24 protein-coding genes are annotated in these 22,159 nt (G+C 68.5%); 12 read left to right on the forward strand and 12 right to left on the reverse strand.

Annotated elements, in window-relative coordinates; translation table 11 throughout:
• The first annotated feature begins 3 nt into the window (after window positions 1–3).
• Together AC07WC_RS01545 and AC07WC_RS01550 are read left to right on the forward strand one after the other, a co-directional pair.
• On the forward strand, window positions 4–717 hold the full coding sequence (locus AC07WC_RS01545; RefSeq protein ID WP_019182442.1) for a response regulator transcription factor: 714 nt from the start codon (window positions 4–6) through the stop codon (window positions 715–717).
• A gap of 167 nt (window positions 718–884) precedes the next feature.
• Window positions 885–2,156, forward strand: coding sequence for a sensor histidine kinase (locus AC07WC_RS01550; RefSeq protein ID WP_495208491.1), 1,272 nt, complete (start codon window positions 885–887; stop codon window positions 2,154–2,156).
• Window positions 2,157–2,187: 31 nt separating this feature from the next.
• On the opposite strand, the gene AC07WC_RS01555 is transcribed toward AC07WC_RS01550, so the two are convergent.
• Window positions 2,188–2,895 (reverse strand): SGNH/GDSL hydrolase family protein, encoded by a 708-nt coding sequence (locus AC07WC_RS01555; RefSeq protein ID WP_495208492.1) that lies wholly within the window; start codon window positions 2,893–2,895, stop codon window positions 2,188–2,190.
• A 231-nt stretch (window positions 2,896–3,126) separates the two neighbouring features.
• On the opposite strand from AC07WC_RS01555, the gene AC07WC_RS01560 reads away from it, so the two are divergent.
• The 8 genes from AC07WC_RS01560 to AC07WC_RS01595 all read left to right on the forward strand — a co-directional run bounded on the left by AC07WC_RS01560 (window position 3,127) and on the right by AC07WC_RS01595 (window position 8,697).
• Window positions 3,127–3,507 carry a diacylglycerol kinase gene (locus AC07WC_RS01560; RefSeq protein WP_495208493.1) on the forward strand — a complete coding sequence of 127 codons (381 nt, stop codon included), beginning with the start codon at window positions 3,127–3,129 and terminating at the stop codon, window positions 3,505–3,507.
• Between the two features lie 42 nt (window positions 3,508–3,549).
• The gene (locus tag AC07WC_RS01565; protein WP_088433998.1) at window positions 3,550–4,299 is read left to right on the forward strand and encodes a TerC family protein; all 750 of its coding nucleotides are present in this window, start codon (window positions 3,550–3,552) and stop codon (window positions 4,297–4,299) included.
• Between the two features lie 104 nt (window positions 4,300–4,403).
• Complete coding sequence (locus AC07WC_RS01570; protein WP_495208494.1) at window positions 4,404–5,048, forward strand: LemA family protein; 645 nt, start codon at window positions 4,404–4,406, stop codon at window positions 5,046–5,048.
• Between the two features lie 16 nt (window positions 5,049–5,064).
• Window positions 5,065–5,940 carry a TPM domain-containing protein gene (locus AC07WC_RS01575; RefSeq protein ID WP_495208761.1) on the forward strand — a complete coding sequence of 292 codons (876 nt, stop codon included), beginning with the start codon at window positions 5,065–5,067 and terminating at the stop codon, window positions 5,938–5,940.
• The gene (locus AC07WC_RS01580) at window positions 5,940–6,428 is read left to right on the forward strand and encodes a TPM domain-containing protein (RefSeq protein WP_495208495.1); all 489 of its coding nucleotides are present in this window, start codon (window positions 5,940–5,942) and stop codon (window positions 6,426–6,428) included. The genes AC07WC_RS01575 and AC07WC_RS01580 overlap by 1 nt, the downstream gene beginning before the upstream one ends.
• 84 nt (window positions 6,429–6,512) lie before the next feature.
• Window positions 6,513–7,403, forward strand: coding sequence for a prolipoprotein diacylglyceryl transferase (gene lgt / locus AC07WC_RS01585; protein ID WP_495208496.1), 891 nt, complete (start codon window positions 6,513–6,515; stop codon window positions 7,401–7,403).
• Window positions 7,400–8,194 carry a thymidylate synthase gene (locus AC07WC_RS01590; RefSeq protein ID WP_495208497.1) on the forward strand — a complete coding sequence of 265 codons (795 nt, stop codon included), beginning with the start codon at window positions 7,400–7,402 and terminating at the stop codon, window positions 8,192–8,194. Before lgt ends, AC07WC_RS01590 begins: the two co-directional genes overlap by 4 nt.
• Window positions 8,195–8,205: 11 nt before the next feature.
• Window positions 8,206–8,697, forward strand: coding sequence for a dihydrofolate reductase (locus AC07WC_RS01595; protein ID WP_495208498.1), 492 nt, complete (start codon window positions 8,206–8,208; stop codon window positions 8,695–8,697).
• Between the two features lie 43 nt (window positions 8,698–8,740).
• Here the strand turns inward: AC07WC_RS01595 and AC07WC_RS01600 are convergent, their stop codons facing one another.
• The 9 genes from AC07WC_RS01600 to AC07WC_RS01640 all read right to left on the reverse strand — a co-directional run bounded on the left by AC07WC_RS01600 (window position 8,741) and on the right by AC07WC_RS01640 (window position 18,110).
• Window positions 8,741–9,775, reverse strand: a complete 1,035-nt coding sequence (locus AC07WC_RS01600) for a symmetrical bis(5'-nucleosyl)-tetraphosphatase (RefSeq protein ID WP_495208499.1) — start codon at window positions 9,773–9,775, stop codon at window positions 8,741–8,743.
• 13 nt (window positions 9,776–9,788) lie between these two features.
• Window positions 9,789–10,172, reverse strand: a complete 384-nt coding sequence (gene apaG, locus AC07WC_RS01605) for a Co2+/Mg2+ efflux facilitator ApaG/CorD (protein ID WP_495208500.1) — start codon at window positions 10,170–10,172, stop codon at window positions 9,789–9,791.
• Window positions 10,173–10,294: 122 nt separating this feature from the next.
• Complete coding sequence (gene rsmA / locus AC07WC_RS01610; RefSeq protein WP_495208501.1) at window positions 10,295–11,131, reverse strand: 16S rRNA (adenine(1518)-N(6)/adenine(1519)-N(6))-dimethyltransferase RsmA; 837 nt, start codon at window positions 11,129–11,131, stop codon at window positions 10,295–10,297.
• Window positions 11,128–12,108 (reverse strand): 4-hydroxythreonine-4-phosphate dehydrogenase PdxA, encoded by a 981-nt coding sequence (gene pdxA / locus AC07WC_RS01615; protein ID WP_495208502.1) that lies wholly within the window; start codon window positions 12,106–12,108, stop codon window positions 11,128–11,130. Before pdxA ends, rsmA begins: the two co-directional genes overlap by 4 nt.
• A gap of 3 nt (window positions 12,109–12,111) precedes the next feature.
• The gene (locus AC07WC_RS01620) at window positions 12,112–13,458 is read right to left on the reverse strand and encodes a peptidylprolyl isomerase (protein ID WP_495208503.1); all 1,347 of its coding nucleotides are present in this window, start codon (window positions 13,456–13,458) and stop codon (window positions 12,112–12,114) included.
• A complete protein-coding gene (gene lptD, locus AC07WC_RS01625; RefSeq protein WP_495208504.1) occupies window positions 13,455–15,890 on the reverse strand; it encodes an LPS-assembly protein LptD in 2,436 nt (811 codons plus the stop codon). Before lptD ends, AC07WC_RS01620 begins: the two co-directional genes overlap by 4 nt.
• Before the next feature lie 116 nt (window positions 15,891–16,006).
• Window positions 16,007–16,918, reverse strand: a complete 912-nt coding sequence (locus AC07WC_RS01630; RefSeq protein WP_495208505.1) for a histone deacetylase family protein — start codon at window positions 16,916–16,918, stop codon at window positions 16,007–16,009.
• Window positions 16,919–16,952: 34 nt separating this feature from the next.
• Entirely contained in the window at window positions 16,953–17,507 is a 555-nt protein-coding gene (locus AC07WC_RS01635; RefSeq protein ID WP_495208506.1) for a cob(I)yrinic acid a,c-diamide adenosyltransferase, read from the reverse strand.
• 18 nt (window positions 17,508–17,525) lie between these two features.
• Window positions 17,526–18,110 (reverse strand): hypothetical protein, encoded by a 585-nt coding sequence (locus tag AC07WC_RS01640; RefSeq protein WP_495208507.1) that lies wholly within the window; start codon window positions 18,108–18,110, stop codon window positions 17,526–17,528.
• Between the two features lie 94 nt (window positions 18,111–18,204).
• On the opposite strand from AC07WC_RS01640, the gene ubiH reads away from it, so the two are divergent.
• A complete protein-coding gene (gene ubiH, locus AC07WC_RS01645; protein ID WP_495208508.1) occupies window positions 18,205–19,416 on the forward strand; it encodes a 2-octaprenyl-6-methoxyphenyl hydroxylase in 1,212 nt (403 codons plus the stop codon).
• Window positions 19,413–20,588 carry a UbiH/UbiF family hydroxylase gene (locus tag AC07WC_RS01650; RefSeq protein WP_495208509.1) on the forward strand — a complete coding sequence of 392 codons (1,176 nt, stop codon included), beginning with the start codon at window positions 19,413–19,415 and terminating at the stop codon, window positions 20,586–20,588. Before ubiH ends, AC07WC_RS01650 begins: the two co-directional genes overlap by 4 nt.
• A 9-nt stretch (window positions 20,589–20,597) precedes the next feature.
• Here the strand turns inward: AC07WC_RS01650 and AC07WC_RS01655 are convergent, their stop codons facing one another.
• Window positions 20,598–20,993: an EF-hand domain-containing protein gene (locus AC07WC_RS01655; RefSeq protein WP_495208510.1), complete on the reverse strand. Its 396-nt coding sequence runs from the start codon at window positions 20,991–20,993 to the stop codon at window positions 20,598–20,600.
• Between the two features lie 113 nt (window positions 20,994–21,106).
• On the reverse strand, window positions 21,107–22,153 hold the full coding sequence (rlmM, locus tag AC07WC_RS01660; protein ID WP_495208511.1) for a 23S rRNA (cytidine(2498)-2'-O)-methyltransferase RlmM: 1,047 nt from the start codon (window positions 22,151–22,153) through the stop codon (window positions 21,107–21,109).
• Window positions 22,154–22,159 lie beyond the last annotated feature (6 nt).

Below are 22,159 nucleotides of genomic sequence, written 5' to 3' on the forward strand. Positions count from 1 at the left end.
CCCATGCGTCAGACAAAGGAGACCTCCGGCCTGGTGCTGGTGGTCGAAGACAACCGTAATATTTCCGAGATGATCGGCGAGTACCTGGAAGGGCGCGGCTTTGAAGTCGACTACGCCCAGGATGGGCTGGACGGTTATCGTCTGGCGGCCGAGAACAGCTACGACGTGGTCGTGCTGGACCTGATGCTGCCGCGTCTGGACGGCATCGAAGTCTGTCGCCGCCTACGCAACGACGCCCGCAAGTCGACGCCGGTGCTGATGCTGACCGCGCGCGACACGCTCGACGACAAGCTCACTGGCCTGGGCTTCGGCGCCGATGACTACCTGACCAAGCCGTTCGCCATCCAGGAGCTGGAAGCCCGCCTGCGCGCGCTGATCCGCCGCGAGCGTCGCCAGGTCGGCTCGGAAGTGCTCAAGGTCGCCGACCTCGTGCTCGATCCGGTCAGCATGCGTGCCACCCGTGCCGGGACCGAACTGCAGCTCTCGCCGATCGGCCTGCGCCTGCTGACGATCCTCATGCGCGAATCGCCGCGCGTGGTGACCCGCCAGGAAATCGAACGCGAGATCTGGGGCAATGGCCTGCCCGACTCGGACACCCTGCGCAGCCATCTGTACAACCTGCGCAAGATCATCGACAAGCCGTTCGACCGTCCGTTGCTGCACACCGTGCAGAGCGCCGGCTACCGCATTGCCGATATCGCCCAGCCGATGAGCTGACGGGCGGTCGCTCGCCGCCCGGTCGCCTGCGGGCGGCCCGGGTGGTCCGATCCTCGGTACCCTCTGGAGCATGACGGCCCGGCGCTTGCCGGGCCGTTGTCACGGTTTGCACGATGGAATCACGGCAAGCTTTCCTATAATCGCCGCGAACCGCCCTGGACCCCGTAATGCCGCACGGTCTGCCGCGCAAGATCCGTATCGTCTTCATCCTCCAAGCCGTGCTCGCCAGCCTGGGCATCCTGCTGGGCGCCTGGCTGGTGTCGTTGGTGATCAAGCACAGCCTGGTCAGCAGCGCGCTGCAGGAGGAGGCCGGCTATTACTGGCAGCTGCACGAGGCCTCGCCGGTGCAGCCGCCGCCCAATACCCAGAACATCCGCGGTTACCTGCTCGAGACCGGGCAATCACCGCTGAGCCTGCCGGCCAATCTGCGCACGCTCAGCCCCGGCTTCCATGAGCTCAAGGACGACGACCAGCTGGTGCTGGTCGATGCGCGTCCGGAAGGCCGCCTGTACCTGGTGTTCCTGCGCTCGCGCGCGGAAATGCTGGCGTTCTGGTTCGGCATCGTGCCGGTGCTGCTGACCCTGCTGGCCGTCTATGGGGCCTCCTGGATCACCTACCGCGCCTCCAAACGCCTGGTCTCGCCGGTCAACTGGCTGGCCCGGCGCGTGTCGCGCTGGGACCCGGGGCATCCGGAAGCGGCCGATCTGGCACCGGCCAAACTGCCGGCCGACATGCAGGGCGAGACCCGCCAGCTGGCGGCGGCGCTGCACTCGCTGGCGACCAAGGTCACCGCGCACGTCGCGCGCGAACGCAACTTCACCCGCGATGCCAGCCACGAGCTGCGCACCCCGCTCACCGTGATCCGCGTGGCCAGCGACATGGCACTGGGCGACCAGGACATGACGCCCCGCCTGCGCCGCGGCCTGCAGCGCATCCAGCGCGCCGGACGCGACATGGAAGCGGTGATCGATGCTTTCCTGATCCTGGCCCGCGAAGCCGATGTCGAGCCGCAGGTGGAACTGTTCGACGTCAACGAGATCGTCCGCTACGAGGTCGACAACGCGCGCGAACTGATCGCCGGGCGGCCGGTGGAGATCCACCTGCACAGCCGCGGCCCGGTGATGCTGCACGCGCCGCCGCGGGTGCTGCAGGTGGTGGTCAGCAACCTGCTGCGCAACGCCTGCAGCTATACCGACGAAGGTCGTATCGACGTCGATGTCGAAGAGGACCGGGTGGTCGTGCGCGATACCGGCATCGGCATGTCCGCCGAAGCATTGAGCCGCGCCTTCGAGCCGTTCTACCGCGCCGAGCCCAGCCGCCCGCAGGGCACCGGGCTGGGGCTGTCGATCGTGCGCCGGCTGTGTGATCGCTTCGGCTGGAAGATCGGCCTGGCCAGCGAGCCCGGGCAGGGCACCCAGGCCACGATCCACTATCGCTGAGTCGGGGAGGCCGCAGGCCCCCCCGCACGGCTCAGTCGCACTGCACCTTGGGTGCCAGCGCCTTGCGCCAGATCGCATAGCCTTCCGGCGTCATGTGCAGCATGTCCTCGCGGAACAGCGCGGCACGCGGCTGGCCATCGGCACCGAGCATCGGGGTGTATACATCGGTGTAGCCGGTGTTGGGCAGCGTGGCCAACGCCTTCTGGATCAGACCATTGGCCTCGACCACGGCCGGCAGCAGCTGCGCACGCGACGGGCTGGGTTTGATCGAGATGATCTCCACCGTGGTCTTTGGCAGGTCGCGGTGCACGCGCTGCACGAAGGCCACCACGTCATCGCGGACCTGGGTTGGGCTGCGCCCGCTGTTGAGGTCGTTGTCGCCGGCGTAGAAGAACACCTTGCACGGCGCATACGGGATCACGATGCGGTCGGCGTACCAGGTGCTGTCGCGCACTTCCGAGCCGCCGAAGCCGCGGTTGAACACCGGCTGGCCCGGGAAGTCGGCCGCCAGGCTTTCCCACATGCGGATCGAGGAGCTGCCGATGAACTCGATGCCGCCACGCGGTGGTGGGTTGGTGGCGTCCTGGCCCGCGAACTGCGCCATGTCGTCGGCCCAGGCCACGTTGGAGACCTGGGTCGGCACCTGCGGCGCGGCGGGGGCCGGGGTGCGCGCCAGCGCGGGCAGGGCAGCCCCCAGGGCAAGGGCGAGCAGAAGGGGGCGGGCACGACGGTGCAGCATGGACGACTCCTGTGGTGGGGCACCGGGGGTGCCCGGACGGGTAGGCATTCATCATAGAAGTTGCGGCCCGGCCGCGCTTTACCACGGACGGGCGTTGGCGGCCTTCGACAATGCCCCGACCGGCTTATGGCAAAATGAGGGATTGCCTGCCCCATTCAGCGATGCCCATGACTGTCCGCCGTGTGCTGTTCCTGCCGTTCCGGCCCGCGTTGCCGACCGGGGTACCTGCCCATGGCGGATGAAATCGGGCACCTGCCGCGTGGTCCCAAGCGCATTTTCAAGGCCGCGGTGTGGTCCTGGCAGGGGCTGCGTGCCGCCTGGCTGCACGAGTCCTCGTTCCGGCTGGAGGTCTACCTGCTGGTCGTGCTCGCCCCGCTGGCGCTCTGGCTCGGCCAGACCCCGGTGGAGCGCGCGCTGATGATCGGCTCGTTGCTGCTGGTGCTGGCCATGGAACTGGCCAACTCGGCGATCGAGGCGGTGATCGAACGCTACGGCGCCGAGTTCCACGAGCTTGCCGGACGCGCCAAGGACATGGGCTCGGCGGCCGTCTTCGTGCTGATGATGAACGTACTGGTGTGCTGGGTCCTGATCCTGCTGCCGCAAATCTTCTGACGCGGCCCCACCGCGTCGTCCCCCCTGTAAGGATGGAAGTCCATGTTCCTTGAGTTGTTGTCCGACCCCAATGTCTGGTTGACCCTGTTCACGCTGAGCGCGCTGGAAATCGTGCTGGGCATCGACAACCTGGTCTTCATCTCGATCGCGGTGAGCAAACTGCCCGAGGCGCGCCGTCCGTTCGCGCGCAAGCTCGGCATCGCGGTGGCCTGCATCACCCGCATCCTGCTGCTGGTCTCGCTGGCCTACCTGGCCCACATGGAAGCCAACCTGTTCACCATCGCCGGCATGGGCATCTCCATCCGCGACCTGGTGCTGATCCTCGGTGGCCTGTTCCTGATCATCAAGGGCACCATGGAGATCCGCGAGCTGATCACCGGCGGCGAAGACGAAGACCCGACCACCACCAAGGCCTCGGCCGTGTTCGGCATGGTGATCGCGCAGATCGCCGTGATCGACATCGTGTTCTCGCTGGACTCGGTGATCACCGCCGTCGGCATCGCCGACCACATCCCGGTGATGGTCGCCGCGATCCTGCTGTCGGTGGCGGTCATGCTGCTGGCCGCCAACCCGCTGGGCCGCTTCATCGACGCCAACCCGACCGTGAAGATGCTGGCCCTGGCCTTCATCCTGCTGATCGGCGTGGTGCTGATCCTGGACGGCCTGAGCGTGCACGTGCCCAAGCCCTACATCTATGCCGCGATGGGCTTCTCGGTGCTGGTGGAGTGGCTGAACCTGCTGATGCGCCGCCGCGCCGTGGCCCACAACGTGCCGGGTGCCGGCAACTGGTAAGGGGGCGCGGCAGCCCCCTGACTCAGGGGGCGTGGGTGGTTACGCCGGCTTTACTGCAGACGTGGCATGCTCCGGATCCCGTTCATCGAGATCCGGAGCCGGCCATGCGATCGTTCTCCCGTTTGTTGTGCCTGGCCGTGCTGGCCACCCTGTTGTCCGGTTGTGGCTACAACGCCATCCAGCAGAAGGATGAGCAGGTCAAGGCAGGCTGGGCCGAGGTGCTCAACCAGTACAAGCGCCGCGCCGATCTGATCCCCAACCTGGTGCAGACCGTGGAAGGCTATGCCAACCAGGAACGCCAGGTCCTGACCGATGTCACCAACGCCCGTGCGCGCGTGGGGCAGGTCAACGTCAATGCCGACGATGCCGACTCCCTCAAGCAGTTCCAGCAGGCCCAGGGCGAACTGAGCGGCGCGCTGTCGCGGCTGCTGGTGGTCACCGAGAACTACCCGAACCTGAAGTCCGACCAGGGCTTCCGCGATCTGCAGGCGCAGCTGGAAGGCACCGAGAACCGGATCACCGTGGCGCGCGGCCGCTACATCCAGATGGTGCAGGACTACAACACCTACATCCGCCAGTTCCCGCAGGTGGTCACCGCCAAGCTGTTCGGCTATGCGACCAAGCCGAACTTCACGGTGGAGAACGAAGCGCAGATCTCGCAGCCGCCGGCGGTCAAGTTCGGTTCGCAGCCACCGGCCCCGGCGCCCGCACCGCAGGCACCGCAGCAGCAGCCGCAGCCGGCGAACTGAGCCCGTGACCACGCGCCTGCTGCGTTGCCTGTTGCTGCTCTGCCTGGCGCTGGCACTGCCTGCCTGGGCGCAGACCCAGGCGGCGATTCCACCGATGTCCTCGCCGGTGGTGGACACCACCGGCACCCTGGATGCGGCGCAGATCCAGGCACTGGAGGCGCAGGCGTTGGCATTGCAACAGCGCAAGGGCAGCCAGCTGCAGATCCTGATGGTGCCGACCACCGCGCCGGAGACCATCGAGCAGTACACCCAGCGTGTGTTCGAGCAGTGGTCCATCGGCCGCAAGGGGGTGGATGATGGCGTGCTGCTGGTGGTGGCCAAGGACGACCGCCGGGTCCGCATCGAGCCGGGCTACGGCCTGGAAGGCGCGATCCCCGATGCGATCGCCAACCGGGTGATCCAGGAGTACCTGGCCCCGCGTTTCCGCACCAATGATTACGCCGGTGGTTTGACCGACGCCAGCGCCGCGCTGGTCAAGCTGATCGACGGCGAGCCCTTGCCCGCGCCGGTGAGTACACACCGCGCCACCCGCAACCCGGATGGCGACGGCTGGACCTTCGCCTTGGTCATCGGCTTCTTTGTCGGCAGCATCCTGCGTGCCGTCCTTGGCTGGTTGCCACGCCCGGTGCGCGCGCTGCTCGGGGGCGGTGGCGCGGCGGCGGTCGCGTTCCTGTTCACCTCGCTGTGGCTGGCCAGCGGCCTGGCCGGGCTGATCGGTCTGTTCGTCGGCCTGTCCTCGGGCAAGGTCGGCCGTTTCGCCCGCAACAGTGGCTGGGGTGGCGGCGGCTGGGGCGGCGGTGGCTTCGGCGGAGGGGGCGGTTTCGGCGGCGGCGGCGGTTGGGGTGGTGGCGGTGGACGATCGGGAGGCGGTGGCGCCTCGGGAGGTTGGTGATGCGCTGGTGGCGACACCTCTTTTCGCCGTCGGTGGCGCGTGCATTCCCGCCGGACCGGTTGCAGGCCATTACCGATGCGATCGCCGCCGGCGAGCGCCGGCACGGCGGGCAGGTGATGTTCGCGGTCGAGGCCGATCTGCCGCTGCTGGCGTTGTGGCAGGGGGTAACTCCCCGCCAGCGCGCCGAGCAGGCCTTTGCCCAGCTGCGCACCTGGGATACCGAACACAACAACGGCGTGCTGATCTATCTGCTGCTGGCCGACCATGCCATCGAGCTGATCGCCGACCGCGGCCTTCGTGGGCGGATCGGCGAGGCGCAGTGGCAGGCGATCTGCGCGCACATGCAACAGCGGCTGCGCGAGGGCGCCCTGCAGGATGCCGTGTTGCTGGCCATCGAGGAGGTCTCGGACCTGCTGGCCGGGCACTATCCGCCGGTTCCGGGGTCACAGCAGGACGGCCTGCCGGACACGCCGCAGATCCTGGGCTGAAGCCCGGCAATCGCGTGACCGGGGCCGGCGCGAGGCCGCTCCCGGGCGGCGCTAGAATATCGGCATCCCTGCAAGGCGCCCTTCATGATCTATTTCCACGACATCGACCCCATCGCCCTCTCGCTTGGGCCGATCAAGGTGCATTGGTACGGCATCATGTACCTGCTCGGCTTCACCGCCGCCTGGTGGCTGGGGCGCAAGCGGATCGCGGCCGGGCGCCTGCCCGGGGTCGATGCCAACGGCTTCTCCGACCTGCTGTTCTACGCGATGCTCGGCGTGGTCGTCGGTGGCCGCGTGGGCTACATGCTGTTCTACGCGACCGCCGAATTCCTGCACAACCCGCTGCTGCTGTTCAAGGTGTGGGACGGCGGCATGAGCTTCCATGGCGGCCTGCTCGGCGTCCTGTTCGCCTCGTGGTGGTGGTCGCGCAAGCACCGCCAGCACCTGTTCGACACCCTCGATTTCATGTCCCCGCTGGTACCGCTGGGGCTGGGCTTCGGCCGCATCGGCAACTTCATCGGCGCCGAGCTGTGGGGCAAGTACACCGACGGCACCTGGGGCGTAGTGTTCCCGAGCGGCCTGCCGGCACCGTTGAACGGGCTGGACCTGGCTACGCTCAAGGCCGAGTTCGCCACCGGCGCACTCAACCAGTACGCCCGCCATCCCTCGCAGTTGTATGAAGCGCTGCTGGAAGGCCTGGTGATGTTCGTGGTGCTGTGGGCGGTGTCGGCCAAGCCGCGCCATCGCTACGTGATCGCCGGCCTGTTCGCGCTGATGTACGGCATCTTCCGCTTCGCGGTGGAGTTCGTGCGCATGCCGGACAACGGCGTCTACCTTGCCTTCGACTGGTTTACCCGTGGCCAGCTGCTCAGCCTGCCGCTGGTGGCCTTCGGGCTGGTGCTGCTGGCGCTGTCGCGTCGCGCACCGGTGCTGCAGCCGCAGTTGCCGGTGCAGGCGGCCGGAGCGAAGGCATGAAGCCCTACCTGGACCTGCTGCAGCACGTGCTGGATCACGGCACCGAGAAGTCCGACCGCACCGGCACCGGCACGCGCAGCGTGTTCGGCTGGCAGATGCGCTTCAACCTGGCCGACGGCTTCCCGCTGGTGACCACCAAGAAGCTGCACCTGCGATCGATCATCCATGAGCTGCTGTGGTTCCTGAAGGGCGACACCAACATCGGCTACCTCACCGACAACCAGGTGCGCATCTGGGATGAGTGGGCCGATGCCAACGGCGACCTCGGCCCGATCTACGGCAAGCAGTGGCGCAGCTGGGCCACTGCCGACGGCGGCAGCATCGACCAGATGCAGTGGCTGGTGGAGGAGATCAAGCGCAACCCGGACTCGCGGCGGCTGGTGGTCAGTGCATGGAACGTGGGCGAGCTGTCGCAGATGGCGTTGATGCCGTGCCACAACCTGTTCCAGTTCTATGTGGTGGACGGCAAGCTCAGCTGCCAGCTCTACCAGCGCAGCGGCGACATCTTCCTCGGCGTGCCGTTCAACATCGCCAGCTACGCGCTGCTGACCCACATGGTGGCGCAGGCAACCGGGCTGGGTGTCGGCGATTTCGTGCACACCCTGGGCGATGCGCACCTGTACTCGAACCACGTCGAGCAGGCCCGCGAACAGCTCGCCCGCGCGCCGCGCGCGCTGCCGACGCTCTGGCTGAACCCCGAGGTGACCGATCTGTTCGGGTTCCAGTTCGAGGACATCCGCATCGACGGGTACGACCCGCACCCGGCGATCAAGGCCCCGGTGGCGGTGTGAGTGGCCCGCGCATGAAGCTCTCGCTGATCGCCGCGCTCGACACCGACCACGGCATCGGCCGTGACAACGACCTGCCGTGGAAGCTGCCCGATGATCTCAAGCGCTTCAAGGCGCTGACCGTCGGCAAGCCGATCCTGATGGGGCGCAGGACCGCGCAGTCGCTGGGCCGCGCCTTGCCGGGCCGCGTGAACCTGGTGCTGACCCGCAGCGGGCAGGTGCCGTTCGAGGGCATGCAGGCCGTGGCCTCCGTCGAGCAGGCGCTGCAGGCTGCAGGCGATGCAGGGGCGGAAGAGCTCTGCGTCATCGGTGGCGGCGAGATCTATCGTCTGGCCATGGATCAGGCTACCGATCTGCACCTGACCTGGGTGGACACCCGCGTGCCGGCCGATACCCATTTCCCCCCTGTCGATCCTGCGGGATGGGTGGAAGTGGCGCGCGAGCACCACGCGGCCGATGAGCGCCACGCGTTCGCGTTCGATTTCGTGGATTACCGCCGCGCGTGAGCCGGCGGTGCAGGCAGGCCGGTCGTGCTGACCGGCCTGCGGATCATTCCGCGTCGCTGGTGACGTCGTTGTGCTGCGGCTGCGATTGCGGCTGTGCGCTTTGTGCGGGCCTGGTGGTGCTGCCCCCCTGGCGGCCCTGGCCGCCCCGGCCACGGTCACGCCCCTGGCCTTGACCCTGGCGCGGCGGACGCCCGTTCGGCTGCGTCCCTTCAGCGGCCGGCCGGCGTGCCGGCGGACGCGGCGCGGAGACCGGCTTGGGCACGTCCCGGCCCGGGACCTGCACCACGCGGAGCTCGTCGGTGTCCAGCTGCAATGCGGTGAGCTTGCCGCCCCACACCGCGCCCGTATCGATGGCATGCACGCCCTGGGTGATGGTCAGGCCCAGCGCGGACCAGTGTCCGCACACGATCTTCAGGTCACGCTCGGCGCGGCCCGGCACTTCGAACCAGGGGTACAAGCCCTGTTCCTGCGTGCCTGGCGTGCCCTTGTCCTCGATTCCGATACGGCCACGCGGGGTGCAGTAGCGCATCCGCGTGAACAGGTTGATGATCGCGCGCGAGCGGTCGTAGCCGGCCAGGCCGGGCGACCAGCTGGGCTTGTCGCCGTACATGTTGCGGAACAGCTTGCGGTAGCCGCTGCCATGCAGCTGCACCTCCACTTCGCGGGCGTGCTTCTCGGCCAGCTGGGTGGTCCATTTCGGGGCCAGCCCGGCATGGATCATCATCCAGCCCAGTTCGCGGTCCACGTGCGCCAGCTTCTGCAGGCGCAGCCAATCCAGCAGCACGTCGCGGTCATCGGCCTGCACGATGCGCAGCAGGTCCGGGTTGACCTTGCGCTGTTCTTCCTCGGTGCGTGCACCGACCGCCAACAGGGACAGGTCGTGGTTGCCCAGCACGATCACGCTGCTCTCGCGCAGCGAATGCACCAGCCGCAGGGTCTCCAGCGATTGCCCACCACGGTTGACCAGGTCACCGCAGAACCACAGTTTGTCGACCGCAGGGTCGAACTTGATCTTTTCCAGCAACCGCTGGGTAACGTCGTAGCAGCCCTGCAGGTCGCCGATGGCCCAGACACTCATGCGTGCGCCTCCATCAGTGCAGTGTGCGCGGAACGGTCAGGACGAATGGCGCGATCGGGGCGGCGAACTCGGTGCCGTCATCGGCCACCATGTCGTAGTGCCCCTGCATCGTGCCGTGCTCGGTCTCCAGCATGACACCGGAGGTGTAACGGAAGTCTTCACCGGGGCGCAGCCGCGGCTGCTCGCCGATCACCCCGTCGCCATCGACCTGCTCGGTGCGGCCATTGGCGTCGGTGATCCGCCAATGGCGGGCCACCAGGCGCGCAGCGACACGGCCCTGGTTGAGGATGCGGATCGTATAGGCGAACGCGTAGCGCCCGTCCTCCGGCGTGGACTGGTCATCGAGGAAGCGGGGGGCGACCTCGACGGAGATCGCGTAATTTGCAGCGTCGTTCATGCAGGCAGTTTAGTGAATGTTGTGCACGATGAGATGAGTGCTGCCCGGCTGGCAGCGCTCCCGTCTTGGCGGTCAGGCGGTTTCCACGTGCGCGCGGCCGTTCCGGGCCGCGGCTGACGCGCTCATCCTTGCGGGGCGTCGTCACCGTCGGCGTACGGCATGTTCGCCAGTGCGACGAACTGGGCCACGTCCAGCTGCTCGGCGCGGGCATCGCTGCGCACCCCGGCTGCTTCGAACTGCTCGGGCGTGCACACGTTCTGCAGCGCATTGCGCAGGGTCTTGCGGCGCTGCCCGAAGGCGGCCTTGACCACGTGGGCGAAACGCTTGCGGTCCAGGATGCCGACCGTGGCCGGATCCCGCGGGACCAGCCGCACCACGGCCGAATCGACCTTGGGCGGCGGCCGGAACGCACCGGGCGGCACCACGAACAGCGAGGTCACTTTGCAGAACGCCTGCAGCATCACGCTGAGGCGGCCATAGACCTTGCTGCCCGGATCGGCCGCCATGCGGTCGACCACTTCCTTCTGCAGCATGAAATGCATGTCGGTGATCACCGACGCGTGGTCCAGCGCATGGAACAGGATCGGCGAGGAGATGTTGTAGGGCAGGTTGCCGACCAGGCGGATCGGGCTGCCGGCGGCCAGCTCGGTGAAATCCACCTGCAGCACGTCGCGGTGGATGATGGTCATCTCCCCCAGCGGTTCGGCGGCGGCGGCCAGCGGCCCGACCAGATCGCGATCGAACTCGATCACGGTCAGTTTCGGGTGGCGGCGCAGCAGCGGCAGGGTGATGGCGCCCTGGCCCGGGCCGATTTCGACCAGGCGGTCGCCGTCCTTCGGGTTGACCGCCAGGACGATCTTGTCGATGTAGCTGCGGTCGGCGAGGAAGTGCTGGCCGAGCTGCTTCTTGGCGGGACCGGAGAAACCGGGCGCGCCGGAGGAGGAATACGAAGAAGTCATGGCACCAGTGTACGTTGGCGCGCCAGCCGGGCACACAGCGCGGTGGCAGCGAGGAGGCTGGAAGGGTCGGCGATGCCGCGGCCGGCCAGGTCCAGGGCGGTGCCATGGTCGACCGCGACGCGCGGATAGGGCAGGCCCAGGGTGACGTTGACGGCCTGCTCGAAGCCGCTGTACTTGAGCACCGGCAGGCCCTGATCGTGGTACATCGCCAGCACGGTGTCGAAGCCGGCCAGCTTGGCCGGCAGGAACGCGGTGTCGGCCGGCAGGGGCCCGACCAGCTCCATGCCCCGGGCGCGCAGACGCGCCAGCAGCGGGATGATCAGGTCGAGTTCTTCGCGGCCCAGATGGCCGTCTTCGCCGGCATGCGGGTTGAGCCCGAGCACGGCGATACGCGGCGAGGCCACGCCGAAATCGCGCTGCAGCGCGTCGTGGACGATCTGCAGGGTCAGCGCCAGGCCCTCGGCGGTGATCGCATCGGCCACCGACCGCAGCGGCAGGTGGGTGGTCGCCAGCGCGACCCGTACGATGTCGTTGGCCAGCATCATCACCACCGGGGTCCGGGCCTGGTCGGCCAACAGTTCGGTGGTGCCGCTGTAGGCAATGCCGCCTTCGTTGATGACTGCCTTGTGCACCGGGCCGGTGACCACGCCGGCGAGCTCGCAGGACAGGCAGGCCTGGCCGGCCTGGCGCAGCGCACCGATCACCGCGCCGGCATTGGCCGGGTCCGGCGTGCCGAAGCGGGACGGCACGGCATTGGGCACCGCGCGCAACGGCAGATCGCCCGGCTGGCGGGCGATGGCATCTTCAGGCAGGAGCTGCAGGGGCAGCGACAGCGCTGCGGCGGCGGCCTGCAGCGTGTCGGGGTCGGCAAAGGCGAGCAGCCGGCAGTCGGTGCGCGGCTGCTGGATCAGGCGGAGGCAGAGCTCCGGGCCGATCCCCGCCGGCTCGCCCGGTACCAGCGCGAGCTGCGGGAGCATGGATCAGGACTGCGGCGGCGTGGTCGCCGCGGCACCCGGCGCATAGCCGCGCATGTCCACGTAGGCTTCGCCACGCAGTTCCTGCAGGAAGCGGTTGTACTCTTCTTCCAGCTTGCGGCGGCCGATCGTTTCACGGATCTGGGCACGCTGGTTGTCGGTGGTGGCATCGGTCTGGCGCGTGGCAACGCGCTGGACGATGTGCCAGCCGGCATCGGTGCGGAACGGCTGGCTCACGCCGCCGTCGGCGACGCCTTCCACCTGCTTGCCGAAGTCCGGACCGAACGCGTCGGCCGGGAACCAGCCCAGGTCGCCGCCCTGGCCCTTGCTGTTGTTGTCTTCCGAAGACTCCTTGGCGACCGCGTCGAACTCGGCGCCGCCTGCGATGCGGGCACGCAGGGTGTCGATCTTGGCCTTGGCCGCGGCATTGTCCTGCTGGTCGGTGATGCGGACCAGGATATGACGGGCGTGGTACTCGGTGATGGTGTGGCCGCCGCCGGCCGCGGCGCTGGCATCACGCACCTCGACCAGCTTCAGCAGCTGGAAGCCGCTGGGGCCACGCAGCGGACCGACCACGTCGCCGGTCTTCATCTCTTTCATCATCTGCGCGAACGCATTGGGGATCTCATCCAGCGAGCGCCAGCCCAGGTCGCCGCCTTCCAGCGCGTTCGGACTGTCCGAATAACGGACCGCCGCTGCGTTGAAGTCGATTTCACCCTTGTCCAGCAGGGCCTTGACGCCATCGGCCTTCTTCTGGCCCGTGGTGATCTGCTCGGCGGTGGCGCCTTCCGGCAGGCCGATCAGGATGTGGGCCAGGTGGTACTGGATACCGGCGGTGGCCTGCTGCTTGAGCGCGCCGTCCACTTCACCCTCGCTGACGCTGATCCGGCTCTGCGCGAAGCTCTGGCGCAGGCGCTGGACGGTGATCTCGTCACGCACCGAATTGCGGAAATCGTTGAAATCCAGGCCATCGCTGGCCAGACGCTGGCGCAGGGCGTCCAGGGTGGAGCCGTTCTGCTGGGCGATGGCGTTGATGGCCTGGTTCAGTTCCTGGTCGCTGACCTTGATGCCGCTGCTTTCGGCACGCGCCACCTGCAGCTTGACCAGGACCAGACGCTCGAGTACCTGGCGGTTCAGCACGTCATCGGGCGGCAGCTGGTTTTCACGACCGGCGTACTGCGCCTTGATGTTCTGGACGGCGCGGTCCAGTTCGCTCTGCAGCACGACGTCCTCATCGACGATCGCCGCGATGCGGTCCAGCTGCTGACTCTGCTGGGCCAGCACCTGCAACGGGGCCGTCGCGGAGGAGACCGCCAGCAGGGAGGCGAGGAGTACGGGAAGGGTCTTGGTCATGGGATCTGATTCGGATCGTAGTCGTCGCGGGCTGCACCGGTGTTGCTGGGCGGCACCAGATAGAGGTCGTCTCGGTAGTACCCGAGAATAGCACGGCGCAAGGTGCGGTCCGTGTTCTGGCCGATGGAGCTCAGGCCCTTGAGCACGAACTCGATCTGGAAGGAATTGTTGAGTTCACCCTCGCGATTGCGCACGTAGCGGCGGGCGATGGCGCGGACGGCCAGGCAGCAGCTGTCCCACTGCACGCCGCCGATGATCTCCAGCGGGGCGCGGTCCTGGATGGAGTAGTAATAGCGACCGACCAGGCTCCAGCGCTCGTTGAGCGGGTACAGGAAGGACAGGTCGGCCTGCTCCAGCAGTTCGCTGCCGTTGGGGTTCAGGCGGTGGCGGTAGGTCAGGTTGACCACGCCATCGTTGGACATCAGGTAGCGTGCGCGCACGCTGGCCAGGTCCTCGCGCTTGTACTTGGGGTCCCACTGGTAGGTGGCGCCCAGGTTCCAGCGGTCGTTGATGGCGTAGTTGCCGTCCGCGATCCAGGCCGACTTGCCCTGCTCGACGGGGGTTTCGCCGCTGTTGAGCGTGACCCGTGAGTCGTCGAAGTACAGAATCTGGCCGATGCTGCCCGAGAAGCGTTCCTTGCCGGTGTCCTGGTCGATGAAGCGGGTGCTCAGCGCCATGGTCAGCTGGTTGGCATCGTTCTGCCGATCGGCGCCGGAGTAGCGCGAATCGCGGAACAGCTGGCCCCAGCTGAAGGTGAAGTCACGGGTGTCGAAGACCGGCAGCTCGCTCTGGTCGCGGTACGGGGTCCGCAGGTAGAACAGGCGCGGTTCCAGCGTATGCAGGAAGCGCGTGCCGCCGATGGTGGTCTCGCGGTCGAAGAACAGGCCGGCGTCGATGGTGCCGATCGGCAGGCTGCGGCTGGGCGAGGTATTGCCGCGCAGCTGGTCCGGGGTAGCGGTGGCCGGGTCGATGCCGGCCGCGATCAGGTTCTGCCGGCGGATGTTGTCGGCCAGCCCGCGTTCCAGGTCGTACCCGGTGTAGCGGTAGGCCAGGGTCGGGGTGACATACCAGGCCGCGCCGCTGAACGGCATCGAGACATAGGGCTTGATGTCGATGCGCGAACCACCGTCCATGGGGGTCGGCGGCAGGCCGTCGCGGACATACTCGCCTTCGGCGTCGATGATCTTGCCGTGGACGTCCCGATGCGTGAAATGCACCGCTTCGGCGTACACGCCGGTTTCCAGCCACGGCAGCAGCGGCTTGTCCCAGTTGACGAACAGGCGCGGTTGGCGCGCGTACGGCAGGGAGGATTCGGTCAGGGTGTAATCGGTGAGCTGCCAGTAGTCGGCCATCAGGCCGCCGGTCCAGTTCTCACCCGTCCCGTAGACGCCGATCTGGCTCTGCAGGTTGGAAGACGTCACGCCGAGCAGCCGGTTGGAGAAGTCCTCCAGATAGCGCTCGTCGCTGACCCAGGCAAGGCTGGCACGGGCCTGCCAGTTGGCATTGATGTTGTGGTACCCGCTGAACTCCACGCGGCCGCGATCCTTGTCGCGCAGCTTGTCGTTGGGCAGGTAGGCGGTCAGCAGCTCGCCGCGGCCACCGTCGTAGAGATAGCGGAACTCGTTGTCGAGCATGAAACCGCGCTTGCTCATGTAGCGCGGCATCAGGGTGTCGTCGAAGTTCGGCGCCAGGTTCAGATAGATCGGCTGGGTGTAGTCGAAGCCGTTGCGCCCGGACAGGCCGATCTGCGGATACAGCAGGCCGGTCTGGCGGCGATCGTCGATCGGGAACTTGAAGTACGGTGCCCACAGCACCGGCACCTTGCCGATGCGCAGCACGGCGTTGCGCGCGGTGCCGAAGCCTGCGTCGTTATCGACCTCGATCTGCGGCGCCGACAGCTTCCACACCGGCTGCGAAGGGTCGCAGGTGGTGTAGGTGGAGCGGTGCATCTGGCCGACCGCACCCTGCAGGTCGATCGACTCGGCACCGCCGTTGCCCCGGCGCGACACCAGCTGGTACTGGATGTCGGAAATCTTGTGGGTGTCGCTTTCCTGATTGCCTTCGGCGCGCTTGGCCTTCATCCGGATCGAGGAGTCCTGGTAGCGGACGTTGCCCTCGGCGATGTAGTTGCCGCTTTCGGTATCGAAGCTCAGGTTGTCGGTGCCCAGGAACTGGTCGCCGCGCTTGAGCGCGACATTGCCCTGGTAGTTGGGCACCACGGAGGTGCCGGTCAGTTGGTCGCCTTCGATGTCGGTCGGCTGCTGGTCACGCGTCGCGGCCGCGGCTTTGTCGGCCTTGGGCGCATCGTCGAACACGGGCAGCACGTCGGTCACCGGGCACAGGCCCCAGTTCACCGGCTTGTCGTCGGCCAGGGCCGGCAGGCAGATGGCGATACTGAGGGGGAGGGGCAGCAGGCGGAGGGCTCGGCGCACGCGGTATCGGATTCGGGCGAAAACGGATCGTAGCTTGCCCCATCCCTTGCATAGGGGCAATGAAGGTCCCGCCGACGCAGGGGGCCGGGTTCATTCGCAGGGCGGGCCTGCGCGGCTCAGCGCAGTTGGCCGACGTGGGCCACGCTGCACTCGGCCAAGGCCTGCAGGTCATAGCCGCCCTCGAGCATGGAGACGATCCGGCCGGCCCCGTGGCGGCGGGCCAGCCCACGCAGCTCGGCGGTGATCCAGGCGAAATCCTCGGTTTCCAGCATCAGATCGGCCTGCGGGTCGCGCATGTGCGCATCGAAGCCGGCCGAGATCAGCAGCAGCTGCGGGCGGAAATCATCGATGGCCGGCAGCATCTCGTCGGCCCAGGTGTTGCGGAAGCGGAAGCCGCCGCTGCCCGGGGGCAGCAGGATGTTCATCAGGTTGCCGGCCCCGCGGTCGCGGCGCAGGCCGGAGTTGGGGAACAGGCCTGCCTGGTGGGTGCTGTAGTAGGCCACGCCGGGATCGGCGATGAAGATGTCCTGGGTGCCGTTGCCATGGTGGACATCGAAATCGACGATGGCGATCCGCTCCAGTCCATAGCGGTCGCGCGCGTAGGCCGCGGCGATGGCGATGTTGTTGAACAGACAGAAGCCCATCGCGGTACTGGCGCTGGCGTGGTGGCCCGGCGGGCGTACCGCGCAGAACGCGACCGGGTCCTCGCCGAGCATCACCGCATCCACCGCCGCCACGCCGGCGCCGGCCGCATGCAGGGCGGCGCTGGCCGAACCGGGCGAGGTCATGGTGTCCATGTCGATCAGGCGCAGCGGCTCGGTCTGCGGTTTGAGCACGAGGTCGATCAGTTCGCTGTCGTGGACCCGGGCCAGCTCGCCGAGCTTGGCCGGGGGCGCCTCGCGCCAGTCCAGCTGGTCCGGATAGGCGGCCCTGAGCGCGTCGAGCACTCCCTGCAGGCGCGCCGGGCATTCGGGGTGGCCGCGGCCGGGATCGTGTTGCAGACAGGCGGGGTGGGTGAAAACCAGCATGCGGGCAGGAGGTCCGGTGGGGCGGCGGGGCCGCTCAGGCGTGGCGGCGCTCGTGGCGCCAGAGCACCTCGCCGTGGCCGTCGGCCCGGGCCAGTACGCGCGCGAGCACGAACAGCAGGTCCGACAGGCGGTTGAGGTAATGCAGCGCTTCCGGGCGGACCGTCTCCCGGCGCGCCAGGGTGACGGTCTCGCGCTCGGCCCGGCGCACGATGGTGCGGGCCAGGTGGCAGCGCGCGGCGGCTTCGCCACCGGCGGGCAGGATGAACTCCCTGAGCACCGGCAGGTCGGCGTTGTAGTGATCCAGCTGCTGCTCCAGCGCCTCGATGTCGGCAGCGTGGATGGCAGCATGGCCGGGGATGCACAGCTCGCCCCCCAGATCGAACAACTGGTGCTGGATCACCGTCAGCAGGGCGCGCACGTCTTCCGGCAGCGGCGCGGCCAGCAGCACGCCGAGTGCCGAGTTGGCCTCGTCGACGGTGCCATAGGCCGCCACCCGCGCGTCGTCCTTGGCCACGCGGCTGCCATCGCCCAGGCCGGTGCTACCATCGTCACCGGTGCGCGTATAAATGCGGGAGAGGCGGTTGCCCATGATCGCGGCCGGCCGCGGTCAGCGCAGCACGTCGCGGCGCGCCTGCAGCAGCTTGCCGACCTGCTCGGTCGCCAACTGCAGCGCGGCAGCCAGGCCCACATAGACCGCGGCGGTGCGCAGGTAGGGCAGGAACCAGTCGCCGTAATTCTTCGCCCAGCCGCCGAAAGTGGGCGCGGCCACGTTGTCGCTGGTCCAGTAGAAGCCGCCTTCGGCGAACAGATGGCAGACCGCCACCGCCGCGACCAGCAGCAACGCGCCCTTGCCCAGTGCGGCCCAGTTGGCGCCGTGGTAGCCGCGGCGCAGCAGCAGGCCGCCACTCCACATCGCGAAGTAGGCCGGCAGCAGCATCCAGTAGCCCGGCGACACGCAGTAGTGCTGCCAGAAATCCAGCCCGCTGCGCCGGATCACGATCCAGTCGATCAGCACCGCCAGCGCCATCAACAGCGGAAACGTCCAGCGGGTCCACTGGCGCAGGTAGAAGCCGCCGATGAAGAACACCGCCCAGGACGCATCCGGAATCGCCGCGAAATGGTTGACCCGGGTCGCCACCATCAGCAGCACGAGCACGGACAGGACGAAGGCGCGTTGGGCAGTGGAGGTCATGGCGGTGACGGGTGGGGGCAGGCATTCATTCTAGCGCCTGCTGCGGCACCCCGCCGCACGCCGCCGGAACGGGCGAACCCTTATCATGGCGGGCATGAGTGAACGACATGGTGTACTGATCGTAGGCGGCGGGCTGGTCGGTGCCAGCCTGGCCATCGCCCTGGACCGTGCCGGCCGCGATGTCGGCCTGGTCGAGGCCTCGCCGCTGGGCGCGTTGCCGGCGGTGTTCGACCAGCGCAACCTCAGCTTCGCGGCCGCCACCGTCAACGCACTGACCGCGCTGGGCGTGATGCAGAAGCTGGCCGCTGCGCCAGGCCCGATCACCCGCATCCATGTCAGCCGCGCCGGCGATTTCGGCCGGGTGCGGATGGAGGCCGCGCAGTACCAGCGCCCGTGGTTCGGGCAGGTCGTGGTCGCCCGCGATTTCGGCCAGGCGCTGGAGGCGCGGCTGGACACGCTGACCCGGCTGACCCGCTATCGCCCGGCCCGGTTCGTCCGCCTGGGCGCGACGGTGGACGGTTATCGCCAGGTCTTCATCGCCGATGACAGCGGTGAGCGCTGCCTGCTGGCGCGCCTGGTGGTCGGCGCCGATGGGACCCGCAGCGGGGTGCGCGAGGCACTGGGGATCGAGGTGGACGAACATGATTTCGAGCAGACCCTGTTCGTCTCGCGGGTGCGCGCCGCACGTGCGCCGGATGGCACCGCGTACGAGCGCTTCACCGACACTGGCCCAACCGCGTTGCTGCCGCGTGGCGACCGCCACTTCGGTGCGGTGCACGGCGTTGCCCGCGAGCAGGCCGATGCGGTGATGGCGCTGGACGATGCCGCATGGGTAAGCCGGCTGCAGGGGGCGATCGGCTGGCGCGCCGGCCGCCTGCTGGAGAGTGGGCCGCGCAGCGCCTATCCGCTGATCCAGGTGCTGTCGCGCGCGCTGGTCGGCGAGCGCACCGTGCTGCTCGGCAATGCGGCGCAGACCATCCACCCGCTGGGTGCACAGGGCTTCAATCTTGGCCTGCGCGATGCGCTGACCCTGGCCGAACTCGTGGCCGACGCCGACGCCGACGATGCCGGCAGCGATGCGCTGCTGCAGGAACATGTGGCCCGGCGCATCGAAGACCGCGAGCAGACCATCGCCTTCTCCGGTGGGCTGGCGCGCCTGACCAGCAACCCGGCACCGCTGATGCGGCCGCTGCGGTCGCTCGGCCTGCTGGCGGCACAGGCGACGCCGATGCAGTCGATGCTGGTCGGTGGGGCGATGGGCTTCCGTGGCCAGGTGCCGGCGCTGTGCCGGGGAGCGGGCCTGTGAGCCGGCGTCTGCAGGACGTGGTGGTGGTCGGTGGCGGCGTGGTCGGTGCGGCGTGCGCATTGGCGCTGGCCGATGCCGGGCTGTCGGTGACGCTGGTCGAAGGCCGCGAGCCTGCCGCCTGGCAACCGCAGCAGCCTGACCTGCGCGTGTACGCGTTCGCGCCGGACAACGCCCAGCTGCTTGGCGCGCTCGGCGTATGGCCGGCGGTGAGCACCGCGCGTGCCTGTGCCTACCGCCGCATGCGGGTCTGGGATGCCGCCGGCGGCGATGAACTGCGCTTCGATGCCGATACCCTTGGCCGCGAACAACTGGGCTGGATCGTCGAGAACGATCTGCTCGTGGACCGCCTGTGGGCGGCGCTGCCGGCGGCCGGCGTGCAGCTGTGCTGCCCGGCGCGGGTGGAGGCACTCGAACAGGACGCCACCGGCGTGCGCCTGCGCCTGGACGACGGCCGCAGGCTGGAGGCGTCGCTGGCGATTGCCGCCGACGGAGCCGAATCCACCCTGCGCCGCCTGGCCGGGCTGGAGGTCACGCGCCAGGATTACGGCCAGCGCGGCGTGGTCGCCTATGTGGATACCGAAAGGAACAACGAAGCCACTGCGTGGCAGCGCTTCCTGGTGACCGGCCCGCTGGCGGTGTTGCCGATCGGCACGAACCGCAGCTCGATCGTGTGGACGCTGCCCGACGTCGAGGCCGAGCGCGTGCTGGCATTGGACGATGCGGCCTTCGGTCGCGAACTCACCAACGCGTTTGCCGGCCGCCTGGGAGCGATGACGCCGGCCTCCAGGCGCGCGGCCTTCCCGCTGCGCCGCCAACTCGCCACGGGGTATGTGGCCGGCCGCGTGCTCGCCCTCGGCGATGCCGCCCACGTGGTGCATCCGTTGGCCGGGCAGGGCGTCAATCTGGGCCTGCGCGATGTCGCCGCGTTGCGGGCGATGGTGCTGGCCGCGCAGCAGCGCCGCCAGGACTGGATGTCACCGCACCGCCTGCAGCGCTGGGCGCGCGAGCGCCGCAGCGAGAACACCGTCGCTGCGTACAGCTTCGATGCGATCAACACGGTGTTCTCCAACGATGAAATGCACCTGACCCTGGCGCGCGGGCGTGCGCTGGGCTGCGCCGGCAAGCTGCCGCCGCTGGTGTCGATGTTCTGGAAGCGCGCGGCGGGGCTGTGACCGCCGCGCTCAGTCGATCAGCCAGCCAGCCAGATCGGCGCGGTCCAGCTTGCCGCGTCGTTTCACGTCCAGCGCGTTGAATTCATCGGCCAGGGTCGGATTGGCCTGCGCCTCGGCACGGCTGATGAAGCCGTCGCCGTCGACATCCAGCGCGGCGAAGGCGATGCGGTACTGGCCGACCACACTCACCGGCTGCACCGAACGCACCGTCACCGCCGCTTCGCCGGCCGGCGCGGCCAGCGTCACCTGATGGGTCACCTCGCCCTGCGAGAGCGGCTGTGCGCGCACGCTCACGGGAACCTCGCGCAGCGGCTCGCTGACCGCCGGTGACGGGGGGCGGAGCTGGGCGAGGGCGAGCGTGGGCAGCAGCGTCAGCAGCAGGATGAGGCTTGATCGGCGTCGCATGGAATCTCCGTTCTTGACGTGGGGGCGCCGGGCAACCGGCGCGTGCTTCGATCAGTGCCGCGCGTTGCGCGGCCAGCCGGGCATGGCCCGGCGCTACCGGCGGTGCGCGTGGGTCAGCGCAGCGGCGAGGCCAGCACCGTGATTTCTTCGCGGTCGTGGTACAGCTGCTTGGCGCGCAGATGCAGCGGCTTGCCGGCCTGTTCCTGGAACAGCTCCAGGCACATGCGGGTTTCATCCCAGCGCTTTTTCATCGGCAGCTTGAGGTTGAAGATCGCATGCTTGCACCAGCCCTCGCGGAACCAGGTGGCCATGCGCTCGGCCACGCGGCGGGGCTGTTCGACCATGTCGCAGACCATCCAGTCCAGCGGCGTCTCCGGCTGCCAGTGGAAGCCGTCGGCGCGCAGATGTTCGACCAGGCCCGTCTCCAGCACGTGTTCGCGCAGCGGGCCGTTGTCCACGCTGATCACCTTGAGGTGCTGGCGGGTCAACACCCAGGTCCAGCCGCCCGGTGCGGCGCCCAGATCGGCCGCGCGCATGCCGGGCTTGACCAGCAGCTCGCGCTCTTCCGGCGTCATCAGGGTGAGCAGTGCTTCATCCAGCTTCAGCGCCGAGCGCGAGGGTGCATCGGGCAGCAGCTTCAGGCGCGGAATGCCCAGCGGCCACGGCGCACTGTCGCGGGTATCGGCCACGCACACGAATGCATGACGGCCATCGACGAACACGATGTGCAGGCGCGGCAGGCCGGTGTTCGGCTTGTCGGTGAGCAGGCCGGCCTTGCGCAGCGCCGGGCGCAGTGCATTGCCGAACGCGCGGGCCAGGCCGGCCAGCGGCTTGCCTTCGTCCGAGTCCGGATGCTCGACCCACATGTCGCCGAACCGCTGCTGACCCTGCAGGGCGGCGATGATCGGAGTGATGCGATCGGCGGCATCGAGCTGCGGCAGCTCGGCCAGCACCTGCAGTTTCTGCCGGGCGAAGATCAGCGAGCGCCAGGACAGGGCCCTGGACAGCGCTGCGCCTTCCTCGGTGACGAACACCACGTAACCGTCATTGCGCTGGGTGCGCGCATAGCCGGCCACGTTCGCATACGCCGCGCGCTCGGACAGCTCGGCGGCCAGTTCCGGTTCAAACCCCTGGCGGCACAGACACAGCAGGCCGCTCATCGCATC

The sequence above is a fragment of the Stenotrophomonas sp. GW821-FHT01H02A genome, assembly GCF_059422145.1.